The organism is Paraburkholderia translucens (assembly GCF_020881035.1).
Classification (GTDB): domain Bacteria; phylum Pseudomonadota; class Gammaproteobacteria; order Burkholderiales; family Burkholderiaceae; genus Paraburkholderia; species Paraburkholderia translucens.
Map to the genome: position 1 here is coordinate 1 of NZ_JAJITC010000033.1, position 18,811 is coordinate 18,811.

At 59.7% G+C, this 18,811-nt stretch carries 14 protein-coding genes and 1 tRNA gene; all 15 read right to left on the reverse strand.

The features are described from left to right. Positions 1-690, reverse strand: a 690-nt coding sequence (locus LJ655_RS29720) for a GTP-binding protein (protein WP_230564731.1), incomplete at its 3' end; no start/stop codon positions are given. A gap of 48 nt (positions 691-738) precedes the next feature. Then, the gene (gene fusA, locus LJ655_RS29725) at positions 739-2,841 is read right to left on the reverse strand and encodes an elongation factor G (protein WP_230564732.1); all 2,103 of its coding nucleotides are present in this window, start codon (positions 2,839-2,841) and stop codon (positions 739-741) included. Positions 2,842-2,972: 131 nt separating this feature from the next. Then, the gene (rpsG, locus tag LJ655_RS29730; protein WP_006053291.1) at positions 2,973-3,443 is read right to left on the reverse strand and encodes a 30S ribosomal protein S7; all 471 of its coding nucleotides are present in this window, start codon (positions 3,441-3,443) and stop codon (positions 2,973-2,975) included. 180 nt (positions 3,444-3,623) lie between these two features. Beyond that, the gene (gene rpsL, locus LJ655_RS29735) at positions 3,624-4,004 is read right to left on the reverse strand and encodes a 30S ribosomal protein S12 (RefSeq protein WP_006053290.1); all 381 of its coding nucleotides are present in this window, start codon (positions 4,002-4,004) and stop codon (positions 3,624-3,626) included. Between the two features lie 220 nt (positions 4,005-4,224). Then, positions 4,225-6,072 (reverse strand): DNA helicase RecQ, encoded by a 1,848-nt coding sequence (gene recQ, locus LJ655_RS29740; RefSeq protein ID WP_230564733.1) that lies wholly within the window; start codon positions 6,070-6,072, stop codon positions 4,225-4,227. Between the two features lie 224 nt (positions 6,073-6,296). After that, positions 6,297-10,535 (reverse strand): DNA-directed RNA polymerase subunit beta', encoded by a 4,239-nt coding sequence (gene rpoC, locus LJ655_RS29745; protein WP_230564734.1) that lies wholly within the window; start codon positions 10,533-10,535, stop codon positions 6,297-6,299. Positions 10,536-10,556: 21 nt separating this feature from the next. Then, a complete protein-coding gene (rpoB, locus tag LJ655_RS29750; RefSeq protein WP_230564735.1) occupies positions 10,557-14,663 on the reverse strand; it encodes a DNA-directed RNA polymerase subunit beta in 4,107 nt (1,368 codons plus the stop codon). A gap of 370 nt (positions 14,664-15,033) precedes the next feature. Further along, entirely contained in the window at positions 15,034-15,411 is a 378-nt protein-coding gene (rplL, locus tag LJ655_RS29755) for a 50S ribosomal protein L7/L12 (protein ID WP_230564736.1), read from the reverse strand. Between the two features lie 63 nt (positions 15,412-15,474). Continuing rightward, positions 15,475-15,978, reverse strand: a complete 504-nt coding sequence (rplJ, locus tag LJ655_RS29760; RefSeq protein ID WP_042329779.1) for a 50S ribosomal protein L10 — start codon at positions 15,976-15,978, stop codon at positions 15,475-15,477. A 302-nt stretch (positions 15,979-16,280) separates the two neighbouring features. Then, positions 16,281-16,979: a 50S ribosomal protein L1 gene (gene rplA / locus LJ655_RS29765; RefSeq protein WP_230564737.1), complete on the reverse strand. Its 699-nt coding sequence runs from the start codon at positions 16,977-16,979 to the stop codon at positions 16,281-16,283. Next, entirely contained in the window at positions 16,980-17,411 is a 432-nt protein-coding gene (gene rplK, locus LJ655_RS29770; RefSeq protein WP_230564738.1) for a 50S ribosomal protein L11, read from the reverse strand. A 162-nt stretch (positions 17,412-17,573) separates the two neighbouring features. After that, the gene (gene nusG / locus LJ655_RS29775; protein WP_230564739.1) at positions 17,574-18,131 is read right to left on the reverse strand and encodes a transcription termination/antitermination protein NusG; all 558 of its coding nucleotides are present in this window, start codon (positions 18,129-18,131) and stop codon (positions 17,574-17,576) included. Between the two features lies 1 nt (position 18,132). Next, a complete protein-coding gene (secE, locus tag LJ655_RS29780) occupies positions 18,133-18,513 on the reverse strand; it encodes a preprotein translocase subunit SecE (protein WP_230564740.1) in 381 nt (126 codons plus the stop codon). Between the two features lie 35 nt (positions 18,514-18,548). After that, positions 18,549-18,624, reverse strand: a tRNA-Trp gene (locus tag LJ655_RS29785). Positions 18,625-18,688: 64 nt separating this feature from the next. Further along, the coding region (locus LJ655_RS29790; RefSeq protein ID WP_456243385.1) for an EF-Tu C-terminal domain-related protein at positions 18,689-18,811 on the reverse strand (123 nt) is incomplete at its 5' end.

An 18,811-nucleotide genomic window follows, 5' to 3' on the forward strand; every position in this document is an offset into this window, starting at 1 on the left:
CACCACCGTGCCGCGACCCGAGATCGAGAACACGTCTTCCACCGGCATCAGGAACGTACCGTCCACCGCGCGCTCCGGCGTCGGGATGTACGTGTCCAGCGCGTCGGCCAGGTTCATGATCGCCACTTCGCCCAGCTCGCCCTTGTCACCTTCCAGCGCCAGCTTGGCCGAACCCTTGATGATCGGCGTGTCGTCGCCCGGGAAGTCGTACTTCGACAGAAGTTCGCGAACTTCCATCTCGACGAGCTCCAGCAGCTCGGCGTCGTCCACCATGTCGCACTTGTTCAGGAACACGATGATGTACGGAACGCCAACCTGGCGCGCCAGCAGGATGTGCTCACGCGTTTGCGGCATCGGGCCGTCAGCGGCCGAGCACACCAGGATTGCGCCGTCCATCTGCGCCGCGCCCGTGATCATGTTCTTCACGTAGTCAGCGTGGCCCGGGCAGTCGACGTGCGCGTAGTGGCGGTTCGCCGTTTCGTACTCGACGTGCGCGGTGTTGATCGTAATACCGCGCGCCTTCTCTTCCGGCGCAGCGTCGATCTGGTCATACGCCTTCGCTTCGCCGCCGAACTTCTGCGTCAGAACCGTCGTGATCGCTGCCGTCAGCGTGGTCTTGCCGTGGTCAACGTGACCGATCGTGCCCACGTTTACGTGCGGCTTGGTCCGTTCGAATTTGCCTTTAGCCATGTTTCTCTTCTTTCAGAAAGTTAATCGTTAAATGACTTTGCCGCGCGATTACTTGGACTTCGCGTTGATGATAGCTTCCGACACGTTACGCGGAGCTTCAGCGTAGTGCTTGAACTCCATCGTGTACGTTGCACGACCCTGCGTCAGCGAACGCAGCGACGTCGAGTAGCCGAACATTTCCGACAGCGGCACTTCGGCGCGAACGATCTTGCCGCCGCCAACCATGTCTTCCATGCCCTGGACGATACCGCGACGGCCCGACAGGTCGCCCATCACGTTGCCCATGTAGTCTTCCGGCGTTTCGACTTCCACAGCCATCATCGGTTCGAGGATGACCGGGCTTGCCTTGCGCATTGCTTCCTTGAACGCCATCGAGCCGGCCATACGGAACGCGTTTTCGTTCGAGTCGACGTCATGGTACGAACCAAACGTCAGGTGAACCTTCACGTCAACGACCGGGAAGCCCGCCAGCACGCCAGCCTTCAGCGTCTCCTGAATGCCCTTGTCGACTGCCGGGATGTATTCACGCGGAATCACGCCGCCCTTGATCTCGTCGAGGAACTCGTAACCCTTGCCCTGCTCGTTCGGCTCAAGCGTGATGACCGCGTGACCGTACTGACCACGGCCGCCCGACTGCTTGACGAACTTGCCGTCAACATCGGCCGCCGTGCTGCGGATCGTTTCGCGGTAAGCCACCTGCGGCTTGCCAACGGTCGCTTCCACCCCGAATTCACGCTTCATCCGGTCTACCAGGATTTCGAGGTGCAGTTCGCCCATGCCCGAAATGATGGTTTGACCCGATTCTTCGTCCGTCTGAACGCGGAACGACGGATCTTCCTGAGCCAGACGATTCAGCGCCAGACCCATCTTTTCCTGGTCAGCCTTGGTTTTCGGCTCGACAGCCTGCGAAATCACCGGCTCCGGGAAAATCATGCGTTCGAGCACGATGGGGTTCTGGGGATCGCACAGCGTGTCGCCGGTGGTCGCTTCCTTCAGACCGACCGCAGCAGCGATGTCGCCTGCGCGCACTTCCTTGATTTCTTCGCGCTGGTTCGCATGCATTTGCAGAATACGGCCCAGACGTTCCTTCTTGTCCTTGGTCGCGTTCAGCACCGTATCGCCCGAATTGACGACGCCCGAGTACACGCGGAAGAAGATCAACTGACCGACGAACGGGTCGGTCATGATCTTGAATGCCAGCGCCGAGAACTTTTCGTCGTCGGCAGCGCGGCGCTCCGCCTTTTCACCATTTTCCAGTTCGCCAGTAACCGGCGGGATGTCGATCGGCGACGGCAGGAAGTCGAGCACGGCGTCAAGCATGCGCTGAACGCCCTTGTTCTTGAATGCGGTGCCGCACAGCATCGGCTGGATTTCGCAAGCGATCGTACGATCGCGCAGACCCTTGATGATTTCCTCTTCGGTCAACTCACCCGACTCGAGGTACTTGTTCATCATGTCTTCGCTCGCCTCAGCCGCGGCTTCGACCATCTTTTCACGCCATTCGTTGCACGTGTCGACGAGCTCTGCCGGGATGTCTTCGTACGAAAATTTGGTGCCTTGGGACGCGTCGTCCCAAATGATCGCCTTCATCTTCATCAGATCGACGACGCCCGTGAAGTTCTCTTCAGCGCCGATAGGCACCACGACCGGAACCGGGTTCGCCTTCAGACGCAGCTTGAGTTGGTCGTAGACTTTGAAGAAGTTCGCGCCAGTACGGTCCATCTTGTTGATGAACGCCAGACGGGGAACCTTGTACTTGTTAGCCTGACGCCACACGGTTTCCGACTGGGGCTGCACACCGCCCACAGCGCAGTACACCATGCACGCGCCGTCGAGCACGCGCATCGAGCGTTCGACTTCGATCGTGAAGTCGACGTGACCCGGGGTGTCAATGATGTTGATGCGGTGCTCGGCGCGGTCGCCAGCCATACCCTTCCAGAATGCCGTCGTAGCAGCGGAAGTAATCGTGATGCCGCGTTCCTGTTCCTGCTCCATCCAGTCCATGGTGGCAGCGCCGTCGTGAACTTCACCAATCTTGTGGTTCACGCCCGTGTAGAACAGAATGCGCTCGGTCGTCGTCGTTTTGCCGGCGTCGATGTGAGCGCTAATACCGATGTTACGGTAGCGCTCGATAGGAGTCTTGCGAGCCACTTTGATCCTCTATTGGGATGACGCGATGCGAGAGATACCCATCGCGCTGTAACACAAACGGGCGAGGCGCCTTTGAAGCGCACCCGCCCGGAATTTCTTTCCGCTTTCCGCTAAACCCGGGATCCGGTAGCTTAGAAACGGAAGTGCGAGAACGCCTTGTTGGCTTCTGCCATCCGGTGAACTTCGTCGCGCTTCTTCATCGCGCCGCCACGGCCTTCAGCCGCTTCGGAGAGCTCACCTGCCAGACGCAGGGCCATCGACTTCTCGCTGCGCTTCTTCGCGGCTTCACGCAGCCAACGCATCGCCAATGCCATACGACGCGACGGGCGCACTTCGACCGGAACCTGATAGTTCGCACCACCAACGCGGCGGCTCTTCACTTCGACCACCGGCTTGACGTTGTTGAGCGCCACCGTGAACACTTCCAGCGGGTCCTTGCCACCCTTGGTCTGGATCTGTTCGAAAGCGCCGTACACGATACGCTCGGCAACCGACTTCTTGCCGGAGAGCATCAGCACGTTCATGAATTTTGCTACATCAACGTTGCCGAACTTCGGATCCGGCAACACTTCCCGCTTGGGGACTTCGCGACGACGCGGCATGTTTCTTCCTTTACCTTTTCAGTTGGAGCTGCTTGCAGCCCCGCGGCCACCAACTAACCCGATTCATCCGTAAGACCAACCAGCCTGGTCGGGTGACCACTTACTCGATAGCACCGGCGAGTCCGGCACCATCGCCATTACCGCCTTTGCAGGCGACCTGAACTACGACTGACCGGCGAATTACTTGCCAGCCTTGGCACGCTTCGCGCCGTACTTCGAGCGAGCCTGCTTACGGTCCTTGACGCCCTGGGTGTCCAGTGAGCCGCGAACCATGTGGTAACGCACGCCCGGCAAGTCCTTCACACGGCCGCCGCGAATCAGCACGACCGAGTGTTCCTGCAGGTTGTGGCCTTCACCACCGATGTACGAAATGACTTCGAAGCCATTCGTCAAACGAACCTTGGCGACCTTACGGAGTGCCGAGTTCGGCTTTTTCGGCGTCGTGGTGTACACACGGGTGCACACGCCGCGACGCTGGGGACAGTCCTGCAAAGCCGGGCTCTTGCTCTTCGTCGTTTCCGACGTGCGGCCTTTGCGAACCAGTTGATTGATGGTTGGCATTGTTTATTCCTGAAAATGAACAAAATCGACGCATCTGTTTCCGGGCAAAGCGGAAACGCCTGCGCATCGAACTCCCGGCTGGCCTGCTCACGCACGAATTGAAGTCGCGCGCAGGCATTCCAAGAACCGGAACCTAGCATAATATTCCGAAAATACTAAGGGAGTCAATAGGTTGCGTTGTTTCGCACCCTTGTCAATCTGGCGAAGTAGCGGGATGGGCTCAGTCTGCCGCTACGACGTGCAGCAATTCATAGCCGAAACGGTCGAGTTTTCGAGCTCCCATGCCAGGAATGCCGCGCAGATCGTCGATCGAAGCGGGGCCGAGACGGGCAATTTCCGCAAGCGTCGCGTCATGGAAAATCACGTAAGCCGGCGCGCCGTCGCTCCTGGCGGTTTCCGTGCGCCACATCCGCAGACGCTCCCAGCACGCGCGCTCGCGCGGGCCCATGCCGACCGTCGGATCAGCGCGCTCACTCGTGCGTCCGGACGATTGGCGCGTACGTGTTGGCTTAACGTAGCGGCGCATCGTCACCTTCTGCTCACCCTTGAGCACGGGCTTGCTCGCTTCGGTCAGCACGAGCGAACCGAAACCTTCGTGGTCGACCGTCAGATAGCCAAACGCGACGAGCTGGCGGAACACGGCGCGCCATTCCGGCTCGCCGAGCGCCTCGCCGATGCCGAACGTGGTGAGCTTCTCGTGGCCGCGCTGCAGGATTTTCTCGCTGCGGCTGCCGCGCAAAATATCGATCAGATGTCCGGCGCCGAAATGAAAGCCGCTTGCGCGTTGTGCGCGAAACACGCACGACAGCGCCATCTGGGCCTCGCGCGTCGCATCCCAAGTCGGCGGCGGCTCGAGGCAGTTATCGCAGTTTCCGCACGGCTGACTCGTTTCACCAAAGTACGCGAGCAGGCGCACGCGCCGGCAGGTCGCTGTTTCGCACAGGCCAAGCAGAGCGTCGAGCTTGGCGGTCTGGACTCGCTTATGCGCTTCGTCGGCCTCCGATTCGTCGATCATCTTGCGCTGCTGCACGACGTCGCCGAGCCCGTAGGCCATCCACGCGTTCGACGGCAGTCCGTCGCGACCCGCGCGACCGGTCTCCTGATAGTAGCCTTCGACGCTCTTTGGCAGATCCAGATGCGCGACAAACCGCACGTCGGGTTTGTCGATGCCCATGCCAAACGCAATCGTCGCGCACATGACGATACCTTCCTCGCGCTGGAACATCTCCTGATGCTTCTGGCGCACTTCGAACTCCATGCCTGCGTGATACGGCAGCGCGCGCATGCCCTTTTCCTTCAACCACTCCGCGGTTTCCTCGACCTTCCGGCGCGACAGGCAATAAACGACGCCCGCGTCGGTCGTGCCGTCCGGCTTCGTATGCTCGGCGCGGATAAAGTCGAGCAGTTGCGTGCGCGCATTGTCTTTTTCGGCAATGCGGTAGCGGATGTTCGGCCGATCGAAACTGGACACGAACACGCGCGCATCTTCGAGTGCGAGACGGTGAATGATTTCGTCCCGCGTGATCGCATCGGCAGTGGCCGTCAATGCGATGCGCGGCACATTCGGAAAGCGCTCGTGCAGCACCGACAGCTGGATGTATTCGGGCCGGAAATCGTGTCCCCATTGCGACACGCAGTGCGCTTCGTCGATCGCGAAAAGGCCGATGCGAGTGCGCTCGAGCAGCTCCTGAAAGCGCGGTGTCATCAGCCGTTCCGGCGCGACGTACAACATATCGATGTCGCCGTCGCGCAGCGCGCGCTCGGTGGAAATCGCCTCCGCGCTCGAGAGTGTCGAGTTCAGATACGCGGCGCGCACGCCGACTTCGGTCAGCGCCGCCACCTGGTCCTGCATGAGCGCGATCAGCGGTGAAACCACAATGCCAGCGCCGAAGCCGCGTTCGCGCCGCACCAGCGACGGAATCTGATAGCACAGCGATTTGCCGCCGCCCGTCGGCATCAGCACGAGACAATCGCCGCCGTCGGCGACGTGCTCGACAATTTCGCCTTGCTGTCCTCTGAACGCGGGATAACCGAAGACTTCGTTGAGGATTTGGAGCGGACGGGACATGTATTCGAGAGAGACGGCGAAGAGAACGGCACGCAGGCGGTGACAAGGATTTTACCAACGCATTCGCGCCGCGCCTGCGCTTTGCGACAACGTTGGCCATCGGGCCTAGGGCCGCGCCGACGCATGGCATCGCCCCATACGCAAAAAAGCATAAAAAAAGCCGCTCAGTCGAAACTGAGCGGCTTTCGTGGCGCGTCATGTAAGGCGGCTTACGCCGCCCACACTTACTCGCCAGAGTGCTGCTGTTCGGCAGCCGGGGTTTCCGGCGTACCGAATTCGAACGACTCTTCCGCTGCGATCTGATCGAAACGCTCGCGGTCGGCCAGTTCCTTGCTCTTGCGCGCCTTGTGGAACGCGAGACCGGTACCGGCCGGAATCAGACGGCCGACGATCACGTTTTCCTTCAGGCCACGCAGATCGTCGCGCTTGCCCATGATCGCCGCTTCGGTCAGCACGCGGGTCGTTTCCTGGAACGACGCCGCGGAGATGAACGAATCGGTCGACAGCGACGCCTTCGTGATACCGAGCAATACGTTTTCGTACGTTGCCGGACGCTTGTCTTCCGCGATCATACGGTCGTTCTCGTCGAGCATGTCCGACCGCTCGACCTGTTCGCCCGGGATGAAACGCGTATCACCGTTGTCCGAAATCTGCACGCGGCGCAGCATCTGACGCACGATTACTTCAATGTGCTTGTCGTTGATCTTCACGCCCTGCAGACGGTACACGTCCTGCACTTCGTCCACGATGTAACGCGACAGCGCCTCGACGCCCTGCAGACGCAGGATGTCGTGCGGATCCGCCGGTCCGTCGACGATCATTTCGCCCTTGTTGACGACCTGACCATCGTGCACCAGAACCTGCTTTTCCTTCGCGATCAGGAACTCGTGCTGATTGCCCTCGAGGTCCGTGATAACGAGACGCTGCTTGCCCTTGGTGTCCTTACCGAACGACGTCGTACCCGTGACTTCCGCCAGGATACCCGCGTCCTTCGGCGACCGAGCTTCGAACAGTTCCGCCACACGCGGCAGACCACCGGTAATGTCACGCGTCTTCTGCGATTCGGTCGGAATACGTGCGAGCACTTCACCGACCTGCACCTGCTGACCGTCCTTCACCGTGATCAGCGCGCCGACCTGGAAGCCGATCTGCACCGAGTGCTCGGTGTTCGGGATCTTCACTTCCTCACCGTTCGCATCGAGCAGCTTGACCTGCGGACGCACCGTCTTCGACGCCTGCGACCCACGACGCTTCACGTCGATCACGACGAGCGTGGACAGACCCGTCACGTCGTCGATCTGCTTCGCGACGGTCACGCCTTCCTCGACGTTCTCGAACTTCACCGTACCACCGTACTCGGTGATGATCGGACGCGTCATCGGGTCCCACGTGGCCAGTTGCGTACCAGCCTTGATCTGCGCACCGTCGAGTTGCAGCAGCGTGGCGCCGTACGGCACCTTGTGCCGCTCGCGCTCACGGCCGTGATCGTCGGTGATCATCGCTTCGCCCGAACGCGAGATGACGATCTGCTCGCCCTTCGCGTTCGTGACGTAACGCATCGTCGACGTGAAACGCACCGTACCGTTCGACTTCGCTTCGACCGACGAAGCCACAGCCGCACGCGATGCGGCACCACCGATGTGGAACGTACGCATCGTGAGCTGCGTGCCAGGTTCACCGATCGACTGCGCCGCGATCACGCCGACCGCTTCGCCGACGTTCACGAGCGAGCCGCGGCCGAGGTCGCGACCATAACAGGCCGCGCACAGACCGTAACGCGTTTCGCAGGTGAGCGGCGTGCGCACGCGCACTTCGTCGATGCCGAGGCGCTCGATGTCTTCGACCGCGTCTTCGTCGAGCAGCGTGCCCGCTTCGAACAGCGTTTCCTGCGATTCCGGGTTGACGATGTCAGCCACGGCCACGCGACCCAGAATACGGTCACGCAGCGCTTCGACCACTTCACCGCCTTCCACGAGCGCCTTCATCGCCACGCCGTTCGACGTGCCGCAATCTTCCTCGACGACGACCAGGTCCTGCGTCACGTCGACGAGACGACGCGTCAGGTAACCCGAGTTCGCGGTCTTCAGTGCCGTATCAGCCAGACCCTTACGTGCGCCGTGGGTCGAGATGAAGTACTGCAACACGTTCAGACCTTCGCGGAAGTTCGCCGTGATGGGCGTCTCGATGATCGAGCCGTCCGGCTTCGCCATCAGGCCGCGCATACCGGCCAGCTGGCGGATCTGAACCGCGGAGCCGCGAGCGCCCGAGTCAGCCATCATGTAGATGGAGTTGAACGACTCCTGACGCGTCTGGTTGCCGTCGCGGTCCGTGACCGGCTCCGTCGACAGCTGCTCCATCATCGCCTTGCCGACCGCTTCCGACGTTGCCGACCAGATGTCGACCACGTTGTTGTAGCGTTCCTGCGCGGTGACGAGACCCGACATGTACTGACGGTCGTATTCCTTCACCTTCTTCGCGGCATCGCCAACGATGGTTTCTTTCTGCGGCGGCACGAGCATGTCGTCGACGCAGATCGAAATACCAGCGCGCGTTGCCAGACGGAAGCCCGACTGCATCAACTGGTCGGCGAAAATCACCGTCTCGCGCAGACCGCACTTGCGGAACGCCGTGTTGATCAGGCGCGAGATTTCCTTCTTCTTCAGCGGCTTGTTCAGCACCGAGAACGGCAGTCCAGGCGGCAGAATTTCCGACAGGATCGAGCGGCCAACCGTAGTTGCGTACAGCGTGACCTTCGGCACGAACGCCGGCGCGCCCTCCGACTTGTCTTCGTTGTGGACCATTTCGGTGATCCGCACGTTGACGCGCGAGGCGAGTTCGACTTCCTTGTTCTCGTACGCGCGCAGCACTTCCGACACGCCCGTGAACGTCAGACCTTCTCCCTTGCCGTTCACCGCTTCACGCGTCGCGTAGTACAGGCCGAGCACGATATCCTGCGACGGCACGATCGACGGATCGCCGTTAGCCGGGAACAGCACGTTGTTCGACGCCAGCATCAGCGTGCGTGCTTCCATCTGCGCTTCGAGCGACAGCGGCACGTGAACGGCCATCTGGTCACCGTCGAAGTCGGCGTTGAACGCCGCGCAAACGAGCGGGTGCAGCTGGATTGCCTTACCTTCGATCAGCACCGGCTCGAAAGCCTGGATGCCGAGACGGTGCAGCGTCGGTGCACGGTTCAGCATGACCGGATGTTCGCGGATCACCTCTTCGAGGATGTCCCACACGACCGGCGTCTGGTTCTCGACTTCCTTCTTCGCAGCCTTGATGGTGGTAGCAACACCCATCACTTCGAGCTTGTTGAAGATGAACGGCTTGAACAGTTCGAGCGCCATCAACTTCGGCAGACCGCACTGATGCAGCTTCAGCGTCGGGCCGACCACGATCACCGAACGGCCCGAGTAGTCGACACGCTTACCGAGCAGGTTCTGACGGAAGCGACCGCCCTTACCCTTGATCATGTCGGCGAGCGACTTCAGCGGACGCTTGTTCGCGCCGGTCATCGCCTTGCCGCGACGGCCGTTGTCGAGCAGCGAGTCGACGGCTTCCTGCAGCATCCGCTTTTCGTTGCGGACGATGATTTCAGGTGCCTTCAGCTCGAGCAGACGCTTCAACCGGTTGTTACGGTTGATCACGCGGCGATACAGGTCGTTCAGGTCCGACGTCGCGAAACGGCCGCCGTCGAGCGGCACCAGCGGACGTAGCTCCGGCGGCAGCACCGGCAGCACCTCGAGGACCATCCAGTCCGGCTTGATGCCCGAACGTTGGAACGCCTCGAGCACCTTCAGGCGCTTCGCGTACTTCTTGATCTTCGCTTCCGAGCCAGTGTTCTTGAGCTCCGTGCGCAGCAGTTCGACCTGCTCGTCGATGTTGATCGCGCGCAACAGTTCGCGAATACCTTCCGCGCCCATCTCTGCACGGAATTCGTCGCCGTATTCCTCGACCTTGTTGTAGTAATCCTCTTCGGTCATGATCTGGCGCGCTTTGAGCGGCGTCATGCCCGGATCAATCACCACATATGCTTCGAAGTACAGCACGCGCTCGATGTCGCGCAGCGTCATGTCGAGCACCATGCCCAGACGCGACGGCAGCGACTTCAGGAACCAGATGTGCGCGACTGGAGAGGCCAGCTCGATGTGGCCCATCCGCTCGCGACGCACCTTCGCGAGGGTCACTTCGACGCCGCACTTCTCGCAGATCACGCCGCGGTGCTTCAGGCGCTTGTACTTGCCGCAAAGGCATTCGTAGTCCTTGATCGGACCGAAAATCTTCGCGCAGAACAGACCATCGCGCTCCGGCTTGAACGTGCGGTAGTTGATGGTTTCCGGCTTCTTGACTTCACCGAACGACCACGAACGGATCTTGTCGGGCGAGGCCAGACCGATCTTGATCGCGTCAAAAACTTCAGGTTGTTGGACTTGCTTGAATAGATCGAGCAAAGCTTTCATCGCTTCTCTCCAGTAGTCCGATTAGTTCCGGTCCAGGTCGATGTCGATACCCAGCGACCGGATTTCCTTCACCAACACGTTGAACGACTCAGGCATGCCGGCATCGATCACGTGATCGCCCTTGACCAGGTTCTCGTAAACCTTGGTCCGGCCCGTCACGTCGTCCGACTTCACCGTCAGCATTTCCTGCAGCACGTACGATGCGCCGTACGCTTCGAGCGCCCACACTTCCATTTCACCGAAACGCTGGCCACCGAACTGCGCCTTACCGCCCAACGGTTGCTGCGTGACGAGCGAGTACGGGCCCGTGGAACGCGCGTGCATCTTGTCGTCCACCAGGTGGTGCAGCTTCAGGTAGTGCATGTAGCCTACCGTCACCGTACGTTCGAACATCTCGCCCGTGCGGCCGTCGAACAGACGCACCTGGTTCTTCGACGGCGTCATGCCGAGGTTTTCAGCGATGTCGTCCGGGAATGCCAGATCCAGTGCGCGGGACATTTCCTCTTCCGTCGCACCGTCGAACACCGGCGTTGCGAACGGCACGCCTTCGCGCAGGTTCTTCGCCAGTTCGAGGATTTCGTCGTCGCTAAAGCTGTCCAGCTCTTCGGCGCGGCCCGATTCGTTGTAGATCTTGGTCAGGAATTCGCGCAGTTCAGTGATCTTCGCCTGACGCTGCAGCATTTCGCCGATACGCCAGCCGAGACCCTTCGCGGCCCAACCCAGATGCACCTCGAGGACCTGACCGACGTTCATCCGCGACGGCACGCCGAGCGGGTTCAGAACGACGTCAGCCGGACGGCCGTCGGCCATGTACGGCATGTCTTCGATCGGCACGATCTTCGACACCACACCCTTGTTGCCGTGACGGCCTGCCATCTTGTCGCCGGGCTGCAGACGGCGCTTCACCGCCAGATACACCTTGACCATCTTCAGCACGCCCGGCGGCAGTTCGTCGCCTTGCGTGAGCTTCTTGCGCTTTTCTTCGAATGCGAGGTCGAACTGGTGGCGCTTCTCTTCGATCGAGTTCTTGATCGCTTCGAGCTGGGCCGCTGCTTCTTCATCCGCGAGGCGAATGTCGAACCAGTGATAGTGGTCCAAGTCTTCGAGATAAGCGCGCTCGATCTTCGTGCCCTTCGCGAGCTTCTTCGGACCGCCGTTCGCTACCTTGCCTTCGAGCATACGCGCGAGACGCTGGAACGCATCGCCTTCCACGATACGCAACTGGTCGTTCAGGTCGAGGCGATAGCGCTTCAGTTCATCGTCGATGATCTGTTGCGCGCGCTTGTCGCGCTGGATGCCTTCACGCGTGAACACTTGCACGTCGATCACCGTGCCGCTCATGCCCGACGGCACGCGCAGCGACGTATCTTTTACGTCGGATGCCTTCTCACCGAAGATCGCGCGCAGCAGCTTTTCTTCCGGTGTCAGCTGGGTTTCGCCCTTCGGCGTGACCTTACCGACCAGCACGTCGCCCGCTTCCACTTCCGCGCCGATGTACACGATGCCCGACTCGTCGAGACGGCCAAGCTGCACTTCCGCGAGGTTCGAGATGTCGCGCGTGATTTCTTCCGGTCCGAGCTTCGTATCGCGAGCAACGACGTTCAGTTCTTCGATGTGGATCGACGTGTAGCGGTCGTCCGCAACGACCTTCTCCGAGATCAGAATCGAGTCTTCGAAGTTGTAGCCGTTCCACGGCATGAACGCGATCAGCATGTTCTGGCCGAGCGCGAGCTCGCCCAGATCGGTCGATGCGCCGTCAGCCAGCACGTCGCCACGCGCAACCTTGTCGCCCATCTTCACGATCGGACGCTGGTTGATGTTCGTGTTCTGGTTCGAACGCGTGTACTTGATCAGGTTGTAGATGTCGACACCGACTTCACCCGCGACCGCTTCATCGTCGTTCACGCGAATCACGATACGGCCCGCGTCGACGTAATCGACCACACCGCCACGCAGTGCCTGAACCGTCGTGCCCGAGTCGACCGCCACGGTGCGCTCGATGCCCGTACCGACGACCGGCTTTTCCGGACGCAGACACGGCACAGCCTGACGCTGCATGTTCGAGCCCATCAATGCGCGGTTCGCGTCATCGTGCTCGAGGAACGGAATCAGCGAAGCTGCGACCGACACGATCTGCGACGGCGCCACGTCCATGTACTGGATGCGGTCTGGCGTGACCATCAGCGTTTCGCCCGCTTCACGCGACGAAACGAGTTCGTCGGTCAGCGTGCCGTCGTCAGCCACCGCCGCGTTCGCCTGAGCGATCACGTAACGGCCTTCTTCGATCGCCGACAGATAGTCGATCTGGTCGGTCACCTTGCCGTCCGTGACCTTGCGGTACGGCGTTTCAAGGAAGCCGTATTCGTTCAGGTGAGCGTACAGAGCGAGCGAATTGATCAGGCCGATGTTCGGACCTTCCGGCGTCTCGATCGGGCACACGCGGCCGTAGTGGGTCGGGTGCACGTCGCGGACTTCGAAGCCTGCGCGTTCGCGCGTCAGACCGCCCGGGCCCAGTGCGGAAACACGGCGCTTGTGCGTGATCTCCGACAGCGGGTTGGTCTGATCCATGAACTGCGACAGTTGCGACGAACCGAAGAACTCGCGGATCGCCGACGAAATCGGCTTTGAGTTGATCAGGTCGTGCGGCATCAAATTTTCGCTTTCAGCCTGGCCGAGGCGTTCCTTCACAGCACGTTCGACCCGCACGAGGCCCGCGCGGAACTGGTTCTCTGCGAGTTCGCCGACGCAACGCACACGACGGTTGCCGAGGTGGTCGATGTCGTCGACTTCGCCCTTGCCGTTGCGCAGCTCCACGAGGATCTTGATCGTCGCGAGGATGTCGTCGTCCTGCAGCGTCATCGGGCCGACGATTTCGTCACGGCCAACCCGGCGATTGAACTTCATACGACCCACCTTCGACAGGTCGTACGCTTCTTCGCTGTAGAACAGACGGTTGAACAGCGCCTCGACCGCTTCTTCGGTCGGCGGCTCCCCCGGACGCATCATTCGGTAGATCGCAATGCGCGCGGCCATCTTGTCGGCCGTTTCGTCGATGCGCAGCGTCGACGAAATGTACGGACCTTGGTCCAGATCGTTCGTGTAGAGCGTCTGGATGTCCTTGATCTTCGCTTCGCGCAGCTTCTCTAGCACGGATTCGGTGATTTCGTCATTCGCGTTCGCGATGACTTCACCGGTGTCGCTGTCGATTACGTTCTTGGCGAGGACGCGGCCCAGCAGATAGTCTTCCGGCACCGAGATGAACTTGGTCTTCGCGTTATCGAGGTCGCGAATGTGCTTGGCGTTGATCCGCTTGTCCTTCTGGACGATCACATTGCCGTCCCGGTCCGCGATATCGAAGCGCGCGACTTCGCCACGCAGGCGCTCCGGCACGAATTCCATCTGCGCGCCTTCCGGCATCAGCGTGAAATTGTCGAACACGAAGAAGTTCGCGAGGATCTGTTCCGGCGTAAGGCCGATGGCCTTAAGCAGGATTGTGACCGGCATCTTGCGGCGACGGTCGACGCGGAAGTACAGCACGTCCTTCGGGTCAAATTCGAAGTCGAGCCACGAGCCGCGATAAGGAATGATACGTGCCGAGAACAGCAGTTTGCCCGAGCTGTGCGTCTTGCCTTTGTCGTGTTCAAAAAACACGCCCGGCGAACGGTGCAGCTGCGAAACGATTACACGTTCGGTGCCATTGATGACGAACGAACCGGTCGGCGTCATGAGCGGAATTTCGCCCATGTACACTTCCTGTTCTTTCACTTCCTTGACGACCGGTTTGCTCGGCGATTCCTTGTCGAGCAGCACCAGACGCACCTTGGCGCGCAACGCCGAACAGTACGTCAGACCGCGCTGCTGGCATTCCTTGATGTTAAATGCCGGCGGCGACAGCATGTAGCTGACGAACTCCAGGCGCGCGAAGCCGTTATGCGAAACGATCGGGAAAACCGAGGTAAACGCAGCCTGCAGGCCTTCCGGCTTGCGTTGCGTAGACGACGTGTCTGCTTGCAGAAACGTGCTGAATGATTCAAGCTGGGTAGCCAGCAGGAAAGGTACTTGGTGAACGATGGGGCGCTTCGCAAAACTCTTGCGAATACGCTTCTTCTCGGTGAAGGAATATTGCATACGATCTCCGAATCACGGCGGGCATAGTTGTCGAGGCAGGATACCTTGATGAGACAACCCGAGTGTTCACCGACTGAGACCCGATGGCCGTCCAATGGCTTGAACGAGCCTAGAAGCTTGGTGGTTGGCCGCTACCAACCGCTGGCTGACGGCAGCGGATGCCTGTGTTGCCCGCTACCCGACCAAACTTGCCTTCTGCAGTCGCTTCAGAAGACAAAGAGAAGCGCCGGTCGATGTTGATGACTGGCGATTTTCTTTGGCTTCTTGGGATCACACTCTCGCCGGCATACACCTGCAAAAACGCAGTCCCCACAAAGCACAAAAAGGCCGGCGGTGAAAAACCGCCAGCCTTCGCACAGCGCGTTGAAACTTACTTGATTTCAACCTTCGCGCCGGCTTCTTCCAGCTTCTTCTTGGCTTCTTCAGCTGCGGCCTTGGGCACCGCTTCCTTAACGGGCTTCGGTGCACCGTCGACCAGATCCTTCGCTTCCTTCAGGCCAAGACCCGTCAGTTCGCGAACAGCCTTAATGACCGAAACCTTGTTTGCACCGGCTTCAGCCAAGATGACCGTGAATTCGGTCTGCTCTTCAGCAGCAGCGGCGCCGCCACCTGCACCTGCCGGGCCCGCCACTGCAACAGCAGCTGCCGACACGCCAAACTTTTCTTCGAATGCCTTAACCAGCTCGTTCAGTTCCAGAACCGACATCGAGCCAACGGCTTCGAGGATGTCTTCTTTTGCGATTGCCATTTGAAATACTCCTAAATTGAATTCGGATACAGCCAGCGATCAATCACGCTCGACTGAAGTGCATTACGCAGCGGTCTCTTCGCCTTGTTTCTTTTCTGCCAGCGCGGCCAGAGCGCGCGCGAAGCCGGAAACAGGTGCCTGCATAACGTACAACAGCTTGGAGAGCAGTTCTTCGCGGCTCGGGATGTTAGCCAGTGCTTGCACACCCGCCTTGTCCATCACCTTGCCTTCGTAGGAACCAGCCTTGATGACCAACTTGTCATTGCCCTTGCTGAAGTCATTGACGACCTTAGCAGCAGCAATTGCATCTTCCGAGATGCCGTAGATCAGGGGGCCAGTCATCTGCTCTGCCAGCGGAGCAAACGGGGTACCTTCGACAGCGCGACGCGCCAGCGTGTTCTTCAACACGCGAAGGTACACCTGTTGCTCACGCGCTTTCGCGCGCAGCTTGGTCAGATCGCCAACCGCGATTCCACGATACTCAGCCAGAACCACGGTCTGAGCTTTCGCGACTTGCGCGGCAACCTCAGCGACGACGGCCTGCTTGCTTTCTTTGTTGAGTGGCACGGTTAACCTCCAGATTCGATACACGCAGCGTGCGCCTTGTGTACCGCGTTCAATAACGGCGTCCGACCAGTCAGGAGTATTTCAACCGCCGACGCCCGTATCGCTACGGGCATCCAACGGCTTCATCACTACAAAACCTTTTCGGGTTCGCCATCTGCGTTGGCTTTACATTAAGGATCCGCCTACCTGCTGCGTGCCCGCCAACGGTCTTTGACAACCGGTTACGCGATGCAGACCGCCAGCGCGCAACCGCCCAAAGCCCTTACACACCACCCCGGCTCACACCGGAGCGGCAAATTTCCTTACTGTGCAGTGATCGACGTTTGGTCGACGCGAACACCAACACCCATCGTGCTCGACAGAGCGACTTTGCGCAGGTACACGCCCTTGCTCGTTGCCGGCTTCGCCTTTTGCAGCGCTTCGATCAGCGCGTTCAGGTTGTTGCGCAGAGCAGCCGGTTCGAACGAAGCACGGCCGATAGTTGCGTGGATAATACCGGCCTTGTCGACACGGAATTGCACCTGACCAGCTTTCGCATTCTTGACTGCGGTCGCGACGTCCGGCGTGACCGTGCCGACCTTCGGGTTGGGCATCAGGCCACGCGGACCGAGGATCTGCCCGAGCGTACCGACGATACGCATCGTGTCCGGTGAAGCGATCACGATGTCGAAGTTCAGGTTGCCAGCTTTGACCTGCTCGGCCAGATCTTCCATACCGACGACGTCAGCACCAGCTGCGCGAGCCTGTTCAGCCTTTTCGCCCTGTGCGAATACAGCCACGCGGACGGACTTGCCAGTACCGGCGGGCAGCACAACCGAGCCGCGAACGACTTGATCCGATTTCTTCGCATCGATGCCGAGTTGTACAGCGACGTCGATCGATTCGTCGAATTTCGCGCTAGCGCATTCCTTCACGAGCGACAGAGCATCTTCGATTGCGTACAACTTCTGACGGTCAACCTTGGCTGCAAATGCTTGCAGACGCTTCGAAAGCTTAGCCATTTACACGCCCTCCACGGTGATGCCCATCGAGCGGGCGCTACCAGCGATCGTACGAACCGCTGCGTCCAGATCAGCAGCCGTCAGGTCGGGCATTTTGGTCTTGGCGATTTCCTCAGCTTGAGCGCGGGTGATGTTGCCGACCTTATCGGTATGCGGCTTGCTCGAACCCTTGTCCAACTTCGCTGCCTTCTTAATCAGAACCGTGGCCGGTGGCGTCTTCAGAACAAACGTGAAGCTCTTGTCCGCAAATGCCGTGATCACGACAGGAATCGGCAGACCCGGTTCCATTGCTTGAGTCTGCGCATTGAACGCCTTGCAGAACTCCATGATGTTCAGACCGCGCTGGCCCAGTGCCGGACCGACCGGCGGCGACGGGTTGGCTTTACCTGCAGGAATCTGCAGCTTGATAAAGCCGATGATTTTCTTTGCCATTTCGAGAACCTCTTTGGAACGTCGACTTGCTTGCGAACGTTCAGTGAGTAGTAGCGCGTGTTCGCCACCGAAGCCGGCTAGTTACGCTCCTCAACGGCCGTTACGCGGACCGTAAGCGCGAAATACGGAACGCACCAGGTGGCGCGTTCCGCAAAATTTGAATTACAACTTTTCGACCTGCCCGAATTCCAACTCGACCGGCGTCGCGCGGCCGAAGATCGTAACGGAAACACGGACTCGCGACTTTTCGTAGTTCACTTCTTCAACGCTGCCGTTGAAATCAGTGAACGGCCCCTCCTTCACCCGCACCATTTCGCCTACTTCGAACAGGGTCTTCGGACGCGGCTTCTCCACGCCTTCCTGCATTTGCGACATGATTTTTTCAACTTCCCTAGGGGAAATCGGGCTAGGACGATTACGCGCCCCACCGACAAAACCGGTCACCTTTGCCGTATTCTTCACGAGGTGCCAAGTTTCGTCTGTCATCTCCATTTCGACCAGCACATAGCCGGGAAAGAAGCGACGTTCCGTCACTGATTTGTGACCGCCCTTCACTTCGACAACTTCTTCCGTTGGAACGAGGATCTGGCCGAATTGGCTCTGCATGCCGGCACGTTCGATACGCTCCTGAAGCGCTCGTTGCACACTTTTTTCCATGCCGGAATATGCGTGCACTACGTACCAACGTTTACCGCTCGGGGATGCCGGAGTATCGCTCATATCATTTCCAACCCAGAATCGCCGAGAAAATCGCCCATTCAATGGATTTATCACAAACCCAAAGAAAAATTGCCATCACGACTACGAAGCCGAACACTACGAGGGTTGTCTGGGTAGCCTCTTTGCGAGTGGGCCAGACAACCTTGCGGACTTCTTTATACGAGTCTTTGGCGAAAGCGATGAAACCCTTGCCTGGTGCCGAGAGAAGACCGACTGCAACACCCGCGATCGCACCAACAGCCAAGGCGGCTCCGCGGATGTACCATTCCTGGCCATTTAGCCAGAAGAACCCCACGAACCCGGCCAAGACCAACAATACACCGGCGATCAAAATCAACTTGTCGCCGGATGTATTTACAGTTTCGACGGAAGGATTCGCCATAACACCTTAACAAAGCGCCACTACGACGCGATAGTTGGCAGGGGCAGAGGGAATCGAACCCCCAACCTTCGGTTTTGGAGACCGACGCTCTGCCAGTTGAGCTATACCCCTAAACCATTTGGGGCTGACGAGACCGCCAGCCCCGATACAACGGATTGTCGAGAACTATCTGGCGTTACTCGATGATCTTTGCGACGACACCAGCGCCGACCGTGCGGCCGCCTTCGCGAATTGCGAAGCGCAGACCTTCTTCCATCGCGATCGGGTTGATCAGCTTCACCGTGATCGACACGTTGTC